The sequence below is a fragment of the Olleya sp. UBA1516 genome, assembly GCF_002323495.1.
Lineage (GTDB): Bacteria > Bacteroidota > Bacteroidia > Flavobacteriales > Flavobacteriaceae > Olleya.
This window is the reverse complement of the sequence record NZ_DCQO01000019.1, coordinates 1-18,423: the sequence shown is the minus strand read 5'-3', so window position 1 is coordinate 18,423 and position 18,423 is coordinate 1. Positions and strand designations below refer to the sequence as shown.

Genomic DNA, 18,423 nt, shown 5'->3' with positions numbered 1-18,423 from the left:
AATTATTGATTTTCTAAATATTGATTTAGATTTTTATGTATTTGAAGTATTTTATAATTGTCAGAAGAAATTCCAAAATAAGGTCTATCTATTTTATATTTATCTTCTGCTTTTAAAATCTCTGCAAACCCTTTTGCTCCATCTACGCTTTTTAAACCATGAACCACTACAAATGAAGTTTCGGGATTATAAACATCTACAGATGTTGACAAATTATAATATTGCACCTTAGGTGTTACCTCGTCTAATATTTTTTTAAATGCAGTTATCGCTTCAGTATTGTTTTTTTCAAATTGGAACAATACTTTAAAAGACGTAGACTCAGTATTTGGTTTAAACGTTTTATCACTTACAGATTTTAAGCTGTTAACTATAGCTTCCGCTTTAATAGCCTCTGGCATGTTTGCATAAGCTAATGCTACGTCATTAAGTCCATCTACGTAGGCTTGATATCCATTTAACCTACCATTTGCTGTTGCTTTTAAAAGTGCAAATTTTGCTACTATTGGCTCGCCATCAAAAAACTTAATATATTTATTTGACTTTTCAATGACCTGAGCATAATCTTGTTCTTCCAGTAATTTATAGGTTGCTTCATATAGACTTTCCGGACTACTTTTGTCTCTAGCTGCTGCTAATTCTGGGTTTTTCAAAATCTCGGCATATCTAGAACTTGAATAGTTGGCTATAATATCTGTTTTGATGATTTGTGCTTCGTCGTTTTCGCCTAAAATCTCATATATTTTATATAAGTTATATTTAGAAGGTAAAATTAATTTTTGTTCAGGATTACTAGCTAATAGGTTTAAAAACTTGCTTTTAGACAAATTATATTCCTTAAATTTTTCTTTATAAATCAGACCTAACTGATAATAGGCATAATTACGATCCTTTTTTAAACTATCAAGTTCTTTTTGTGCTGTAGGGATTTGCGCTATATAAAATTGCGGATCTAAAAACTCTTGATCTTGCTCTAAAACTGCTGCTATATCAGAATTGGATTGATTGCCAATTGCGCTTCCGCTTGCAGATGACCATCTCCAATCGTCTTGATTTTTACGGTCTCCCCAAATACGCGTAAATTCGTTTTTACCATAAGCAACTGTGCTTTGGTTATAAAAATAAAAATTACTACCAACACCTGGTAATCCACCTCTTGGCTTAGTGACATTATTTGTTGGCGTATTTGTTGTTGCTAATCCTTTTTTTCTAGCTTCGATTTCTAAACGTTCTTTTTCTTTTTCAGCTTCTATCTTAAGCTTGTTGGTGTAGTCTGTAAAAAATGTAACACGATCTGCATCAGACATGCTAACTAGTTTAAGTATGCTATCATTAACTTCGGCTACGCCTTCATAATAAATAACATCATCTAAGTTTTCGCGTTTACGCTTAATGGTTCTGTAAGGTTTACTGTTTTCAACCATACTAGTCATTGTACTATCAAAATAAGCTCCTGCTACTTTATAGTTATTTCTATCAAAATAAAAATCGCCTAGAGTTTCGTAGTTTTTGGCTGTTAAAATTTTATCTGTAGATTTTTCTCTTAGTGATTTATTGTAATATACTACTGCTAAAGAATCCGATTTATTAGTTAAATGAAACTCGCCAATTTGGTGATATATCTTATCTAGGTACGGACGATTTTCTCGGTCTTTTTCTAATTTGGTTAGGTACTTTAAAAATGCAATTTTATCGCCTTTATCGTAATCAAAGTTTTTAGCTTTCTCAACATGTGCAGCCATTAAGTAACGACGTGGAATTTTTCGGTTTAAATCTATAACCTCGTCAAATGCAATATTTGCACTATCCTTGTAAGTAAGTACGTTGTATAGTTGTCCTGTTATAAAACCAAAACGTCCTTTTTCGTCATTATTTTTAGTTGCTTTAGCTGCAATCTTAATTTGCGTTAAAGCACTGTCTAAAGACTTTGTATTGATGTAGGCTTGTGCTAAAATGGACGTCGCATCCGCTAGTTCCTGACCTTCTAACTCTTCTTGTTCTATTAGACGTTTTAGATTTTTAATGGCTAACTCGTCATTATCCAAACGCATGTTAGTTTTTTCTCGCCAAACCTTTGCAGTGTTTATTTTATCTGAAGCAGGATATTTGTAAAGGATGTAATTAAAAGCTTCTAGAGCTGGCACAAAGCGTTGATCAAAATATCTAGCTTCTCCTAACAATAAATAGGCTTCATCAATTTGAGGGTTATACTCTTTACCTTGAATATTCATCCCATGTTTTTGGATGGCTTTTACCGCTTTTTCTTCTGCTTTAGTAAAACTTTCGTTTTTTGATTGTCCTGGTAAAACAATCTCATCACTAACTTGCATACGCTCGACAGGTAAGATGTCCCAATAGTTGTCCTTGTAACCATCGTTAAGACTGTTTTGTCCTTGTTTTAAGGCCTCGTAACCATTAAACAAAGCATTATACTCTGCAGTAACTGCATGAAAATTACGATTTATAAAACTGTTTTTTTTTCTTGAACAACTAGTAATTGTTGCTAAGATCAAACCAGAAACTATACAAATTTTTAATGCTATCTTCAATGCGGTTGTATTTAGTGTAATACATAACTAATTAATGCCATAATTATTATTTATAATTATTGACAGGTGCGTAAAAATAAGCATCTTTTTTACTTTTTGCCAAAAAATGAACTGAAACTTAGATGTTTTAGTCATCCAACAGCATATTACATTGGATTTACTGTACCAGAAAAATGCGCTTCCAACTCTTTTAAAGTTGCTTCGCTAGTTTGTATATCTTTAATTACTTGACCTTTATCTAAGACCACAATACGCTCGCATACATCTGTGACGTGCATTAAATCGTGACTTGACACTAAAACAGTGACTCCTTTTTTTTCTGCTAAATCCTTAATAATTTGTTTTAATCTAATTTGTGTTGTTGGATCTAAATTAGCAAAAGGCTCATCCAAAATAATTACCTCAGGATTACCAATTAATGCAGCGACAATACCTGCTTTTTTCTGATTTCCTTTACTTAAATCACGAAGGTATTTTTTTTGACCCAAAATTTCGCCATGAAAAAAGTCTTCAAACTGTGACACTAAATTGTCTACGTCTTGTTTGTTTTGTCCACGTAAATCACCAATAAAATAAAAATATTCTTCTGGTGTTAAATAGCCAATTAAAAAGCTTTCGTCAATAAAAGCAGACGTAAAAGGTTTCCAATCTTCGCTTTCGTTAACTAATATTCCATTAGTTTTAATATAACCAGTAGTAGGTTTTATTAAATCCAACAACAAACTAAAGTACGTTGTTTTTCCTGCACCATTATTACCCACAAGACCAAAACTTTGACCTTTAGGTATGTCTAAATTAGAAATATTTAAAACTTCGTTTCCGCTATATTTTTTTGAAAGATCTGTTGTTGTTATCATAGTTAAAAAGTTTTGTAAATATTAATTGTCTTGGTTAAATGCTTTTATCATTTCATACTTAGAGTCTAAGTACTTACTGGTAATAAAGCGCATGATTTTTTGATGAAAGATAATTCCGATAACTCCTAGTAGTATTAACGCAGATATACCTGCATAAAAACTAACAAAATGAGATAATAACCCAAAAATAGCCAATGGTAAAAGTAACAATGGGATACCAATTAACCATTGTACTGCTCCTGTACCTTGAAAGTTAAAAGCCGCACGTTGATTTAAGTCTATTTTTTTTCGATTAAAAGATCCACCAAGCATTATAACATAAGTATTAACACCTATATTATACACTGCTGCTGCAAAATGCGCAACTAAAATTTTCCAACCAAAATATACATATGGAATACTTAGCACAAACATGATAATAACACTAAGTACCATTAAGGTGTATTTAGATTTTAAATACTGCTCATACTTGATGTTTTGGCTCATTAGCATTTTGTAATATCCACTATCCCAAGCTGGAATAAATTGTCCAAAATTAATTAAGAAAATACCAGTCACAAATACACCAATAAAACCATACATAATAGGCATGTCTCTGTACATTGGTTGTGGATAAAAAAACAAACCATATAATAATCCAAATACCAACATAAAAACTGCAGACCTTGGACGTTTGTTTCTCCAAATTAATTTTAAATCTAATTGCATAAAAGGTGCACTATCACCAAATCGCTTGGTCCATCCTAAATCTGAAGTGGTTACCTCTTTAATTTTTGTTTTAAGTGAATGGTCTAAGTATAATTTTTTAATTAATATTTTATGATTAAACAAGTATAAACCAATTAAAATTACAATCAAAATTAGCAGTAATAATGGATTGTTTACTATGGCTAACATAGCTGAAGACAAAGCACCTGAAATATTAATAATATTAAAATAGTTAAGTCCAAATAGCGTACCAGCAAATATGATTATAGGCAGAAATGAAAGTTCTGTTTCTGCAGAAAAACTTTCAATAATAAAATTTAAAAAATTATTTATTAAGGTTAGTAAAATCATGGCAGCAGCCCAAGTCATTACGTTTGCTAGTTGATAATCCTTAGTAATAAGAATAATACTAAAAGGTATTATGGCAAAAAGAGGTAAAAAATTAAAAAAGGACACTGCAGATTTTCCTAAAACAAAATGCACAATACTACTTCTTTTAATGGGTATGGTAAGCAAAGGTTTGACACTCATTACTGGTAATTTTTGAAGAAAAAAACGCAATAATAAATCGCCTAAAAACCAAAAAAAGATAAATCCGTTAACCACTATAAAAGGGTCTTGATCCGGAAAAGTTTTCTCTAAAATTGGATATAATCCAAAGCCTAATGCTAAAAACACTAAAATAAAATATAAAGCAAAAAAGCCCATGACAATTTTTATTGCTAAGCTTTTACCAAAGCTTGCCGAGCGTATAAAAGATTTCCATTCTAGGCTTAAAAATTTAGTAATCATATGCTGATGGTTTTGGTTGGTTTAATAGATAAGTATACAAATGTTTAAAAATGTTACAAACAAAATTCTGGATAGGTTTCGTTTAGAAGTTTTTCTGCTTTGTTTGGTATAACCTCAAAACTAATGTACATCCAAAGACAAAACAGTGTCGAAAAAATAGACAAGCCCAGAACAATGTAAGGATAACTAAAAATATTACCAGAAAAATTATACCATTGTGGCAACTGAGTTAGTAAAACTATTGCAGAAGCTCCTGCTTGTTTAAATATTATTTCTTCTAACATCCATTTTTTATTGGACAGCGCTTTACGCTGTTTAAATTGTTTTTTTAGTTGTACGCTTTTGTAGATTGTAAAAACACATATTATTACAAAAAGACCAATTAAAAACGATTTTGCAAAAATTGTAGACAACCCTAAATAAATACAAAAAAACAAAGCTAGCGTAGTAATTAATTTAGGAAACGTAAACCATTGCTTTAGCTCTGTCCACAGGTATTTGAAGTAACGTTTATTCATTGCTTTTTGACGACGTTCTAACACGTCCATAAAACCAAATACTCCAAATTTTTTGAAGGCTTGGTCTCTTGCTTCTTCAAAAGATAAGTTGGTTTCTGTTTGCCATACAGACTCAATGTCGTTTGCTAAGTGATCTACTAACTCGGTTTGTAAATCGTAATGCTCTACATAATGTTGTCTTGTAAAGGCGTATAGGTTTTGTATTTGGTAATTGGTTAAATTCATGATTTAGACACTAGTTCTTGAATACTCTAAAATTTTATTCTTTTTGTTAAGCAACTCGATGCCTCCAGCTATGTTAAATAAAATTGCTAAAAACCAAAAGGCAATAAAAAAATATTGATTTTCTAACCATGGTTTAGCTGCTCCCATAGTATATAAAAACAAAGACGGTAAAGCCATTATTGAATATAAAGGCTGTGCCATTTGCAACTTTTTAAAGGTTTTATAATGTGAATAACCAGTAATAAGTGCCCAAAAATGTATCATTGACAGACTAACTATAAGTATTAAAGTAAGTGCTTTATTTGGCTGAAACTGCTGCATCCAATACACTGCAAATCCAAATACTATAGTAAAGGGAAGATAATTAGGCTTATAAAAAAACATAGCCAAACGTCGCCACATTTCTCTTTGATAACTCCAATGGATTGTTTTTTGACGTTTCTTTTCAAAATCTTGAATAAAATCTATTTTAGATTTAAGATAATCTTCTAATTGCTCTTCTTTATTAGATGCTTCAAAATCTGATGCTAAATGATCAATAAGTTCCAATCTAACATCTACATACTTAATCTTAAGTTTAATTAGGTAGTTATCAATCTGGTTTATTTGTTGTTGGCTCAACTTCATACTAATCCAAACTAAATTTAGGATTCATAAAGGTTTCCATGGTCTTAATGTAATCCTTAAGCTCTTCCAATTTACTAACTGTTTCTTTATTACCTTTTTCGGTAAGTTTATAGTATTTACGCAATCGGTTATCTACTTTTTTGACCTCGACATCTAGCAATCCTTCAGCTTCAAGTTTATGCAAAGCAGGATACAAAGCACCTTCGGTAATATTAAGTTCACCTTTAGTTATTGCTTTCACTTTTTGTGTCATTTCGTAACCATACATTTTTTCGCTTTCATTTAAAAGCTTTAAAATAATAGTGGTCAGACTACCCTTATATAATTTTGAATTTGCCATATTACAAACATACATAATTTTCTTATGCATAATAAACTTATGTATTAATTTTTTTCTAAACAGAAGGCAAAACGGTAAAGCTTCATTATTTTTACAAAAAAATTAAAACCATGTCTCAATTTAATACACTAACTATTTCGGATATCACACGTCAAACAGACCAATGTGTTACGTTGACTTTTGTTGTACCAGATAATTTAAAACAAGACTACGCCTTTAAAGCAGGTCAATATATTACACTAAAAACTAAAATTAACGACGCAGAAGTAAGACGTGATTACTCATTATGTTCTTCTCCGTCAAGCGGAATACTAACCGTTGCGGTTAAAGCAGTACCAAACGGAACCTTTAGTACTTTTGCCAACAGCAGTTTAAAAGCTGGTGACACATTAGAGGTTGCAAAACCACAAGGACGTTTTGTTTTTGAACCAAAAGCATCTGAGGAACGTACTATTGCAGCATTTGCAGCAGGAAGCGGAATTACACCAATTTTAAGTATTGCAAAAACAGTATTAGAGCAAGAACCTAAAAGCCACTTTGTATTAGTTTACGGTAACAAAACGGTTAATGACACTATATTTTTAGCAGATATGTTAGCCTTACACCATCAATATCCAGAGCGTTTTTATGTACAATTTTTATATAGTAAATCTCAAGAAGACAACGCCTTATTTGGACGTATCGAAAAAAGTACCGTTAACCTTATTGTAAAAAACAAATACAAACATGTTACAATAGATGCTTTTTACCTTTGTGGTCCAGAAGCAATGATTAACACCGTTAAAGAGGTTTTAATTGAAAATAATATTGCAGAAAATACTATTCATTTTGAATTATTTACTGCTGCTACCCAAAATACTACAACCACTGTAGAAGCAACTGATGGTAACACACAAATAACAGTGACTGTGGATGACGAGTCGGAGACCTTTACAATGTTGCAAAAACAAACCGTTTTAGAAGCTGCATTAAAGCAAGACCTAGATGCACCATATTCTTGTCAAGGTGGTGTTTGCAGTAGCTGTATTGCAAGAGTTACAGATGGTAAAGCAGTCATGAGACAAAACAACATACTTACCGATGCCGAAGTGGCTGAAGGTTTAATTTTAACCTGTCAAGCACATCCTACAACACCAACATTAGTTGTAGATTATGATGATGTTTAGACCAAAACATACATTTAAACGTTTTTTTAACACCTTTTACCGAATCACATCTAAATCTGACCTTCAAAAAATAAAACTAGTATAGTATCAGATATCTTTGAAACAGATTATAACACTGAAATTTGTTAGTTTAAGGGATGATATTAATTTTATATTAGTAGTTAAAATCTAAAAGCCTCAAGAAATTGAGGCTTTTTTTATGCGTTTAAAACAGCAGTAACTTTTTCTGTAATTTGTTTAGGTTGTATACTTCCAGCGACATGTTTATAATCTTCTGGATATTTATTACCGTAGATAGACGTCGGTAATTTAGGATACATCATTTTGTCTGGTGTAATATTATAGCTTTTAGGCTGATTAAATGCAGCAAAACCAGCATAAGGATGTGTAACTCCCCAAATAGTAATCACTTTAACACCAAGCATAGCTGCCAAGTGCGCATTGCCAGAATCCATGCTTATCATGACATCCAAGTTAGATATTAAATCTAACTCCTGGCTTAAATTATATTGACCTGCAACATTTAATACAGCATCACTATTTGCTGCCAATGAGTCTAGTTTAGCTTGATCTGCTTTACCACCAAACAGAAAAATAATATAATGCTCCTTTAATATATTAATAACCTCTTGCATTTGATCCAATGGATACATTTTGGATGTATATTGTGCAAAAGGCGCAATCCCAATCCATTGCTTTGTGTTTTGGTTATTTACGGTATTTAAAATTGTATTAGGAAGTGGTTGTTTACCAGGAAAACTTGGGTTATCTAAACTAAGCTTAAAACCTAACGCTTTAAAAACGTCTGCATAACGTTGGTGTGTACTTTTTAAAGGATGAAAATTTTGTCCATTAACTAGCGCTTTCTTTTCGCTTCGACCCTTATCTATTTGTTTAAATTTTTTTCCAAAGAAAAAAAGCTTTAAAATCTTAGTTCTTAAAACATTATGTAAATCTGCAACAGCATCAATATGCAATGCTTTTAGTTGCTTGGATAGTTTATATAATCCAAAAACACCTTTGTGCTGCTTGTTTAAATCAATAGCAAAAACCTCAACATTTTTTAAATCTCTGAAAAAAGGAGCAAAAAACGGACGTGTTAAAAGGGTTAGTTTAAGGTCTGGATAATGTTGTGTTAACGCTTGTAAAACAGGAACAGTCATAGCAACGTCTCCCATTGCAGAGAGACGTATTACTAAAATATGCTTTGGTATTTTGGACATACTAAAAACACGTGCTAAAATTACAAGTGCACGTTTTATTTCTGGTTTCTTAAAACAGGATTAAGCTCGTCGTCATTATACATTTTCATTTGCTTATATACTTTCATGTATTTATCACCACTTTGGATATCAGATAATAAGGTATCAATAGCAGTGCTTAAATCCACACGTTGTTCTAATAAAATATCTAATTTAGTTTGGCAAGCAGCTTTATGAGAGGCTGACGCATCTGCTCTAGTTGCTTCCTCTTCCATGTGGTATACTTTTAATGCAAGGATAGACAATCTATCAACTCCCCAGGCAGGACTTTCTGTATTAATAGTCGCGTCACTTTTAGGTGTTACGTCTTTATATTGCTCTAAAAAATAGCTGTCAATATATTCTACCATATCTGTTCTGTCTTGGTTAGAGGCATCAATTTTACGTTTTAAAGTTAATGCTGCAACTGGATCTATTTGTGGATCACGAATAATATCTTCATAATGCCATTGTACAGTATCTATCCAACATTTACGGTATAAAAGATGTTCTAACAAGTGCGTACTTTTGTCATAAATATTAGTAAACGGTTGGTCTACCGTATTAGTGATATGGTACTTTTTTATAACGTCTTGGAATATTGTATTTGCTGTATCTGTAAACATATTGTTATTTTTAAGACTGTAAAATTACATAAATTAAACTGAATTTTAGGCTGTACGCGTTTTGGCTTTTTAAATATTAGAGTAACTTTACTTTTTAAAGAAACAATTATCATGCATATTCATAATCTATCTGAACAAAATTCTATTTTAAATCAATTTATTGCTGAAATCAGAGACGTTTCTGTCCAAAACGACAGTATGCGTTTTAGAAGAAATATTGAGCGTATTGGAGAAATTTTAGGCTACGAATTAAGTAAAGCTTTAGAATTTGAAACTAGATCTATTACAACTCCTTTAGCAACGATAACAGCAGAAACCCCAAAAAACGATGTGGTTTTATGCTCAATACTTAGAGCTGGAGTCCCATTACATAATGGTTTACTAAACTATTTTGATAAATCAGAAAATGCATTTATATCTGCCTACAGACACCATTTAGATAATCCTGAATCTTTTGAAATAGTTGTCGAATATCTAGCGTGTCCAGACCTTACTGGTAAAACTTTAATACTTGCAGACCCTATGTTAGCCACAGGACAATCTTTAATTGCAACTTATAAAGCTTTAGAGCCTTTTGGAAAACCAAAAAACGTGCATATTGTAGCTGCAATTGGTGCAGAACCTGGCGTTGATTATTTAAAAAATAATTTACCAAAAGACACTAATCTGTGGATTGCTGCAATAGATAAAAGCTTAAATAATAAAGGTTATATCGTTCCTGGATTAGGAGATGCTGGCGATTTAGCTTTTGGAGCAAAACTACAACACTAATAGGACTATTGGAATAACTAATAACAATCCTAAAAACAATTCTTTAAACCATTTTTCTTCAATAGTTTCAATGTAATTGGTAATTATTACAGCTAAAGGTGCAAAAAGAAATAAGAGTTCGCTTCCGTTTTTTTGTGGTGCAAATGCTGCTATAATGCTAGCAAAAATACAAGCTAAAAACAAGATTTTATAAGATGGTCGGTAACTTCTCATTTTCTTTTTAATATCTTTTAAATAAAACAAAGACGACCAAATCCCAAAAGATAACAACATGGTTATTGCTGTTATAAATTGTACCGAATTATAGCTGTTAAAGTCAAAATTAACTGCTGGATTTATATTTAGTGCTAAAAAATAATCATCGTAAACTACTATCGAAAAACTAATAGTCAAAACAACAACTGTTGCAAAACCAATAAACGGAACCAAGTAATATTTTACGTTAGTCTCTGAAAACAACAACATAGCTATAAACAGCAACGGAAAAAACAAAATAGCCCAAAAATAAAATAGCGACGCCACAGCAATTAAAAACCCTGAATCAAATAGCTTTTTAATTACGTCTTTTTTTGACCTAATACTTATTAAACGTCTTAATGTAAGCAAGATAAAAAAATTAGAGACTACAATTTTATAGTCCAAAAAGGCTTGCGGAATAGCCAAAAAAAACAGCGCAAATAATAAAATTTCGTAGTTATTTTGTTGCGATAATAAGTTTTTAGTTACTATAAAATTAAGCAGTAATATAGACAAATAGACTAATACAAAAACAGCGATATTGGTCCAAATGGACGTTTCAGCATTAACCAAATTTGGGTACTTAAAAGGCAGCAATAAAAAAGCAATTAGTGTGATACTAAAAACAATTAAAAAATTAATTGGTTTGGATTTGCTAAAAATTGTTGTAATCATTAACTCTTTTTGTATTTTTGTACTATAAATATACTATTATATAATTATGAAAGATTTTTTTGAAGCTATAGCAAGCCTTTTTGTTGACGTATTATTTGCTCCTTATGACGCATTAAGAGCCTTAGAACTAGAAAACTGGTGGGCAGCAAACTTTATGTCATGGATATTTATCATCATTGGATTTGTAGCGTTTATTTATTGGATGTTACAATTAAAAGGTTACGCAGCTAACAACGAAGAAGATAAAAGTATCTCTTCACACTCATATTTATAAAACTTATAGGTCAAAACCTATATCTTTTCTATAATTCATCTTATCAAAGTTTAGTTTATCTATACTTTGGTAAGATTTTTTTATGGCCTCTTGGTACGTATCTCCATAACTAGTAATTGCCATAACACGACCACCTGAGGTCACAATACCACCATCTTTGTTTTGTGCGCCTGCATGAAACACGATAGAGTCTTCAATATTTTCTAGACCTGAAATTACTTTTCCTTTTTCATAAGCTTCAGGATAACCACCAGATACTAACATAATTGTAGTTGCTGCTCTTGGGTCTACATCAATAGTAATTTGATCTAACGTTTGGTTAGCAATTGCTTGAAAAACCTCAACTAAATCGTTTTTAAGTCTTGGTAATACGACTTCTGTTTCTGGATCACCTAAACGCACGTTATACTCGATAACTTTAGGCTCATCGCCTACTTTTATCAATCCAATAAATACAAACCCTTTGTATGGTAAATTATCTTTTTGCAAACCAGCAATCGTTGGTTTAACCACTTGCGCTTCGACTTTATCCAAAAAGGCTTGATTAGCAAAAGGTACAGGAGACACTGCTCCCATTCCGCCTGTATTTAAGCCAGTATCACCTTCGCCAATACGTTTATAATCTTTAGCAGTTGGTAAGATTTTATAATTTTTACCATCGGTTAGCACAAAACAACTTAACTCTATTCCGTCTAAAAATTCTTCGATAACCACTTTAGTACTTGCTTGCCCAAACTTAGCATCCACAAGCATGCTTTTTAATTCGGCTTTAGCCTGATCAATATCATTTAAAATAACAACCCCTTTACCTGCTGCTAATCCATCTGCTTTAAGTACAAATGGAGGATTTAAGGTTTCTAAAAACGCGTAACCATCTTCCACAGTGTCTTTATTAAAGCTTTGGTAAGCTGCTGTTGGTATGTTATGTCTGTACAAAAACTGTTTTGCAAACTCTTTACTACCTTCTAAAGTTGCAGCTGCTTGTTGTGGTCCAATTACCGCTACGTTTTTAAGTGCGTTATCTGCTAAGAAAAAATCATGAATACCTAATACTAAAGGATCTTCAGGACCAACCACTACCATAGTAATTTTATTATTTAAAACCACCTCTTTTATGGCTTCAAAATCGGTTACACTAACAGGAACATTTTTTGCTATTTGCGCTGTTCCAGAGTTTCCTGGTGCTACAAAAAGTGAGCTACATTTTGGGCTTTGTTTAAGCTTCCATGCAATTGTATGTTCTCTTCCTCCTGATCCTAAAATTAAAATATTCATTGTAGTAATGTTGTGTTGTTGTTGTTTCCACAAAAATAATTATTTAAAAGAATTTGATTGACTTTAAATCCAATAGTTTTTTATTTCTTTATTTTACAGAAAATCTATTGCATTGAAACAATTTGAATGGTCTTTACGGTTAAAAGGATTTCCTGTTAATGAAGCTAAAAAAACACAAGCTATTATTGATGGATTTACACAAGCTGATTATGCTAATTACCTAAGTAAGCAACTACAAGCCATTGTTGCGTTTCATTTAGAACACACACCATTTTACAACACTTTATGTCAAGGGATTGACACCAAAGATTGGAGTGCCTTACCTGTGTTAACCAAAGCTAACTTGCAACAACCTTTAGCTAATAGATTATCCGATAAGTATACTTTAAAAACCGTACATAAGCATAAAACCTCAGGATCTTCCGGAACCCCTTTTGAGTTTGCTAAAGATAATTTTGCGCATGCCATGACTTGGGTGACGTTTATGCAACGTTATAGTTGGTTTAATATAGATTTAAACACCTCTAAACAAGCGCGTTTTTATGGCATTCCGTTAGATACCAATGGATATTATAAAGAACGTTTAAAGGATTGGTTAGGTAACCGTTTTAGATTTTCGGTGTTTGATTTAAGTGATGCAGCTTTAAATAAAGTATTACATAAATTTAAACGCACAAAATTTAATTACATTAACGGTTACACTAGTGCTATTGTACAATTTGCAAAGTTTTTAAAACGAAATAATATTGTTTTAAAAGACGTTTGTCCCACATTAACTGTTTGTATTGTCACCTCTGAAATGCTATTTGATGATGATAAAAAACTACTTGAAACACAATTTAATATTCCTATTGTAAATGAATATGGCGCAGCCGAATTAGGGCTTATTGCTTTTGAGGACCAAGACGACAATTGGATAGTAAATACCAACCATTTATATGTCGAAATTTTAGACAACAACAACCAACCAGTCCCTTATGGTCAACCTGGTAAAATTGTGGTCACCGATTTATATAATCGTGCACACCCTTTTATACGTTATGAGCTTGGCGATTTAGGACAGTTGTCCACTAAAAGCACATTACAACGTCCAATTTTAGACTCTCTAACAGGACGTACCAGTGATTTTATTACGCTTCCAAGCGGAAAAATTGCAGCAGGTTTAACCTTTTATTATGTGACTAAAACCGTCATGACCAAAGACGCGAATGTAAAAGAGTTTATAGTCGAACAAATTGAAATTAATACCTTTAAAATTGACTATGTTTCTACCGAAGAGTTAAGCCAACCTCAGCAAAAGGCTGTACAATTAGCTGTAGATAAGTATTTGGAACCTAATTTAAATTTAATTTTTGAACAGAAAGCTGTTTTGGAACGGGAAGTTAGTGGTAAACTAAAACAGTTTAGGTCTAGATTGTAGATTAAAATCTATATTCTGCTTTTAAAAGTACCATGCGTGGTAGCAATCTAACTTCTGTAGTTGAAGACCCTAAATCGCTAATAGAAAAACTAGTGTAACGTTTGGTATTAAATAAGTTTTTACCAGTTATGCCTAGCGTTAGTTTTTTATCAATCAACTTATATTGTGTTTCAAAATCTAAAAAATAATAGGTATTGTCTGTATCTAAACTTCCAAAATGGTAACGTTCCGTTTTTACTTTTGCATCAAACTTTTTATTAAAGATAAAGTCAAGGTCTAAAAAAGATTGATTATTAGTAAACTTACTATTAGCAAAGGTTTCAATTTTATTGGTTGTCCAAGCAGTACCTAAATGGTAATTAAAAATGCCTTTAAAAGCAGACCGTAATTCTAATCCATAATTATAATTATTAGATACTACTGTTCTTAAATTAGAATTGTTTACGACATTTTTAAATTCGTTTTTAGTATACCCTAAATCTAACTTTAGGTTAGATGACATAAACTTAAAATAGTAATCAAACTTGGTATTAATGGTAAAAAACCGACTGTCTTTAATAAGTGTTTTCTGGGTTTGTGTGTAGTTTTGATTGATTAGCGTGTTGGTTGATAAAAAATCATGGTTTTTAGTATATAGCACCAAGGTGTTTGCAAAAAACCGATTTGCCCAATTACCCAATTGATAATTAAGCATCACACTAGAGGCTTTTAATTGGTTAAACGTATTTGTTCCTTTAGTGAAAGATCTAAATCCTGTTAATACATAATTACTGTACACATCTAATACTTTGGCATTAGTCGTATTGTAACTATAAGTGGTTTGTATTTTATTATTACTATTTATTGTCCACTCTGCACCAACACTTGGATTAATATAAAAAGGAGTTTGTTGCGTAGATACATTGTTACTATGTAAAGTATTAAACAGCTGATGCGCTTCAAGGTTACCACTTAGTGCAATATTATCAAGTTTTATCCTGTATTTGCTTTTAAAATATAAATCATTAACCTGGTATTTAGTCTGATTTTGATACTCTATTGGCTGATACAACGAAACGTTATCTTCTAATAGTGTAAAACTGGTGTTTAATTTATCCTCTCTAAACTGGTTACCAAATTGCAACTCTAATAAATGTCCATTTGATTTACGGTCTAAAATATGCGCATTTACACCAACAAACTGCATTTGATTATTACTAACCTGAAAGACATTATTTGCAGTATTATACTCCGGAAATAAATCTTGATATAAAAACTGATTTATAGTATAATTTTGTGGCTTTTTTTCGGTTATAAATCGACCGGTAAGCAACAGTACCTTTTTGTCTTTAAACTTATTAGTATAATTTAGTTTTTGATCAAAAAAAGTATTGTTCTGTTCTAAATTTTGAAGTGTGGAAACGCCATTAAAAACTAAATTAGCATCATTATTATAATTACCATTATTGTACTTTGTAGTGGACTCTAACATTTTAGTTTTAGAAGGCTTGTAAATAAAATCTAGCTTTCCAAAAGCCAATTGTCTTTTATTATCTAGTTTATAATCTTCCGTGTTAGTAAAACTGTTAGTGTTTGTGGTAATATTATCCAATTGATTTCTAAAAAAAGAGGTTTCGTCCCAATTAAAAAATCCTAACGTTTTAATCTTTAACTTATCAGACGGATTAAATATGGCGTTTAAAGAGACTAACTCGGCATTATTAAAATTGGTGCGTTCTTTTTTAAAATTAGAATCCGAATCTGATAACCCTATTAAATTACCAACCGATTGGTTATCTCCGATACTTCCTGGCTGATTAAACCTAAAAGGTTTTATTAATTGCTGTATATCTCCAGTCGCATTGTATCCAATACTATTGGCATTGGCTAAAAAATAGTATTTATTTTTCTTTCCAAAATTCATTAAATTAGCCTTGTAATGATAAAAACTATCGTTACCAACATTAGCCTCCAAATTACCAAACCAAATGCGTTTTGACTTATCGTCTAATTTTAAGTTTAAAGCTACCTTATCGCTTACTTCTATATCTTTTAGCAAATGGTTGTTGGAGTAATTTTGTAATACCTCGACCGTTTCAATAGGATAAGCAGGCATGTTTTTGGAAAGTATTTTATACCCTTTTTCAAATAAATCGTCACCATCAATCATTAGTTTTTCAATCTCTTTATTACCAACTTTTATAGTGCCTTCACTGTCGATATTTAAACCTGGTATTACTTTTAGTAAATCCTCGACTGTATGTTCATTTCCTCTTGTAAAGTATTTAGTTTTAAAGGTTATGGTATCCTTTTTTATTACCATTGGACGTTCAGATTTTATAACAACCTCATCTAATGTAAAAGGTTGCTCTTCTAAAACTGCGTTTATGGTTATATTATTTTGAGTACCATCTAAGACTAATGAAATTGTTTTGGTTTTATAGCCTAATGCATTAAAAACCATATTAAACTGACCTTGGTTTTTGGTAACCAAGGTATAGTTTCCGTTGTTGTCTGAATATGTGTAATTTAAAATACGATTAGTTAACGTATCTTTTATAGTTATGCTAACGGAATATAAGCTGCCATTACTATCTGAGACAGTTCCAGACAATGTAGACTGCGAAAAGCCAATGGTTTGGAACACTAACAATAACGTTATGAAAATTAGTTTTTTCAATATTATTATTTTTTGTCTTCCCATTCAAACAACAACTCACGTCCTTGTCTTGTATTAAAGGTATCTACAGAGACATTTGTCCCTCTGTCTTGTCTAGATTTTAGATTATTTTTAAAGTTATTCATCTTTGTATTAAACAACTCTTCTCTTAACGCTACAAATGCTTCTAAACTAATGTTTACATCGTGCTTGTCTTGATTAAGTATCTTTTCATTAATCGTTTTTTTAGTTATTTTAGTGACAATCCATTCGTATTTATGTGTTTGGTCATACATATCTAAAATTAGTCCAGGTAATCCGTGAAACTTCCATGGTCCAAAAGTAATTGGGATGTCATTAGTGTACCATGCTATATAATTTCGACCTCTAAAACTTGTTGTAGCTTTATTGCACATATATGTGCCAATTTTAAGGGTATCTGGATGGCTTAGATCCCAATCTAGTTTTGGGAGTGCTTCCGTTACTAAATACAAACTGTTGTCAAACGTTATAGTCTCTGTAGATGATAGCTTATTTGTATTAAGGTTTGTAAAGTTTCGTTTTATAACATTTTTTTTACCAATAACAATTGTTTCATTTATTTCCGAATCATCCGCTTCGTCTTTTGTTGCATTATCTTCATCAAAAGGCATTTCGTAATAATTAGATTTATTTTCTTTTAAATATGGGATTAAAATTCCTTTTTTAGAAAGCGGAATATAAGTATTGAAATTAACTGTGTATTCTATTTGGTATTGGTTGTTAAGCGAATCTGACAGACTTGTTTTGTCTGAATTTTGTGCACTTATAAGCTGTATTGAAAATAATAAAGCAATTAAAATTTTAATTTTCATGATTGATTGATTTATTAAAACAGCAATAGTATATCATGAGATATACCATTGCTGATTAATTAAAGATTAACCGAATAATTCATTATAAGTTTCATAAGTGTCATCAATTAATTCGTTTGAAGCTCCTTTACAAGTTCCAGATGATATTGTAACGGTATAATGAACAGACATTATTAAATTTCCTTCTGCATCAACCACGTTGTGAGTAATGCTACAAGTTTTAAAATATATCTCATCGAAGGAAAATTCATAAAATGAATTTTTTTCTATTGAATTATCTACAGAAGGCAATTTTACAATATCGTTATGAGCCGATGCAAAAGATGTTATTAACATAAGTGCAAAAACAAAAATTAATTTTTTCATAATTTCTAAAATTTTAAACCAGTTACATTGTTTAAACTGGTTGATTATTAATTAAGTTATTAGTCGATATTAAATTAATAGTTGTCGCTATTAAATTTGTAATAAGTTGTCGAAAAAATAAAAAAACAAGCGCTTGTTAAAGATTAATCTTGTGTCTCTAGCTAGTAGTTAAAATCGACAAAGTTTAACTATTTTACTATTAACAAATCGAAGCTAAGTTTAAAAAAATAAAACAACAGTTTTTTAATCGTTTTTTTTTTGCGC

The 18,423-nt window shown here is 31.2% G+C and carries 17 protein-coding genes; 4 read left to right on the top strand and 13 right to left on the bottom strand.

Annotated elements, in window-relative coordinates:
• Positions 1-2 precede the first annotated feature (2 nt).
• The 6 genes from B2989_RS11945 to B2989_RS11920 form a co-directional block, all read right to left on the bottom strand.
• The gene (locus B2989_RS11945; RefSeq protein WP_292948701.1) at positions 3-2,549 is read right to left on the bottom strand and encodes a tetratricopeptide repeat protein; all 2,547 of its coding nucleotides are present in this window, start codon (positions 2,547-2,549) and stop codon (positions 3-5) included.
• Positions 2,550-2,695: 146 nt separating this feature from the next.
• A complete protein-coding gene (locus tag B2989_RS11940) occupies positions 2,696-3,406 on the bottom strand; it encodes an ABC transporter ATP-binding protein (protein ID WP_292948699.1) in 711 nt (236 codons plus the stop codon).
• 21 nt (positions 3,407-3,427) lie between these two features.
• Entirely contained in the window at positions 3,428-4,906 is a 1,479-nt protein-coding gene (locus B2989_RS11935; RefSeq protein WP_292948697.1) for a DUF5687 family protein, read from the bottom strand.
• Between the two features lie 53 nt (positions 4,907-4,959).
• Entirely contained in the window at positions 4,960-5,649 is a 690-nt protein-coding gene (locus B2989_RS11930; RefSeq protein ID WP_292948695.1) for a hypothetical protein, read from the bottom strand.
• A gap of 3 nt (positions 5,650-5,652) precedes the next feature.
• Entirely contained in the window at positions 5,653-6,276 is a 624-nt protein-coding gene (locus B2989_RS11925; RefSeq protein ID WP_292948693.1) for a hypothetical protein, read from the bottom strand.
• Position 6,277: 1 nt separating this feature from the next.
• Positions 6,278-6,616 (bottom strand): PadR family transcriptional regulator, encoded by a 339-nt coding sequence (locus B2989_RS11920; protein ID WP_101202823.1) that lies wholly within the window; start codon positions 6,614-6,616, stop codon positions 6,278-6,280.
• A gap of 110 nt (positions 6,617-6,726) precedes the next feature.
• Between B2989_RS11920 and B2989_RS11915 the strand changes: the two genes are divergently transcribed.
• Positions 6,727-7,782: a ferredoxin--NADP reductase gene (locus B2989_RS11915; RefSeq protein WP_292948691.1), complete on the top strand. Its 1,056-nt coding sequence runs from the start codon at positions 6,727-6,729 to the stop codon at positions 7,780-7,782.
• 197 nt (positions 7,783-7,979) lie between these two features.
• Here the strand turns inward: B2989_RS11915 and B2989_RS11910 are convergent, their stop codons facing one another.
• A complete protein-coding gene (locus B2989_RS11910) occupies positions 7,980-9,005 on the bottom strand; it encodes a glycosyltransferase family 9 protein (RefSeq protein ID WP_292948689.1) in 1,026 nt (341 codons plus the stop codon).
• Between the two features lie 35 nt (positions 9,006-9,040).
• Positions 9,041-9,649, bottom strand: coding sequence for a DUF4254 domain-containing protein (locus tag B2989_RS11905; protein ID WP_292948687.1), 609 nt, complete (start codon positions 9,647-9,649; stop codon positions 9,041-9,043).
• 111 nt (positions 9,650-9,760) lie between these two features.
• Between B2989_RS11905 and upp the strand changes: the two genes are divergently transcribed.
• Positions 9,761-10,420, top strand: coding sequence for a uracil phosphoribosyltransferase (gene upp / locus B2989_RS11900; protein WP_292948685.1), 660 nt, complete (start codon positions 9,761-9,763; stop codon positions 10,418-10,420).
• Here upp and B2989_RS11895 read toward each other — a convergent pair.
• Complete coding sequence (locus B2989_RS11895) at positions 10,409-11,332, bottom strand: DUF6427 family protein (protein ID WP_292948683.1); 924 nt, start codon at positions 11,330-11,332, stop codon at positions 10,409-10,411. The genes upp and B2989_RS11895 overlap by 12 nt on opposite strands.
• A 46-nt stretch (positions 11,333-11,378) precedes the next feature.
• Between B2989_RS11895 and B2989_RS11890 the strand changes: the two genes are divergently transcribed.
• A complete protein-coding gene (locus B2989_RS11890; RefSeq protein WP_145004840.1) occupies positions 11,379-11,606 on the top strand; it encodes a DUF6341 family protein in 228 nt (75 codons plus the stop codon).
• Positions 11,607-11,609: 3 nt separating this feature from the next.
• On the opposite strand, the gene purD is transcribed toward B2989_RS11890, so the two are convergent.
• A complete protein-coding gene (gene purD / locus B2989_RS11885) occupies positions 11,610-12,881 on the bottom strand; it encodes a phosphoribosylamine--glycine ligase (protein ID WP_292948679.1) in 1,272 nt (423 codons plus the stop codon).
• A 112-nt stretch (positions 12,882-12,993) separates the two neighbouring features.
• Here purD and B2989_RS11880 point away from each other — a divergent pair, with 112 nt between their 5' ends.
• Positions 12,994-14,301 carry a phenylacetate--CoA ligase family protein gene (locus tag B2989_RS11880; RefSeq protein ID WP_292948677.1) on the top strand — a complete coding sequence of 436 codons (1,308 nt, stop codon included), beginning with the start codon at positions 12,994-12,996 and terminating at the stop codon, positions 14,299-14,301.
• Between the two features lies 1 nt (position 14,302).
• On the opposite strand, the gene B2989_RS11875 is transcribed toward B2989_RS11880, so the two are convergent.
• From B2989_RS11875 to B2989_RS11865, 3 genes are all read right to left on the bottom strand, one after another.
• Complete coding sequence (locus B2989_RS11875) at positions 14,303-16,984, bottom strand: carboxypeptidase-like regulatory domain-containing protein (RefSeq protein ID WP_292948675.1); 2,682 nt, start codon at positions 16,982-16,984, stop codon at positions 14,303-14,305.
• The gene (locus B2989_RS11870) at positions 16,966-17,793 is read right to left on the bottom strand and encodes a GLPGLI family protein (protein WP_292948673.1); all 828 of its coding nucleotides are present in this window, start codon (positions 17,791-17,793) and stop codon (positions 16,966-16,968) included. The genes B2989_RS11875 and B2989_RS11870 overlap by 19 nt, the downstream gene beginning before the upstream one ends.
• Positions 17,794-17,859: 66 nt before the next feature.
• The gene (locus B2989_RS11865) at positions 17,860-18,159 is read right to left on the bottom strand and encodes a hypothetical protein (protein WP_292948671.1); all 300 of its coding nucleotides are present in this window, start codon (positions 18,157-18,159) and stop codon (positions 17,860-17,862) included.
• Positions 18,160-18,423: the final 264 nt, after the last annotated feature.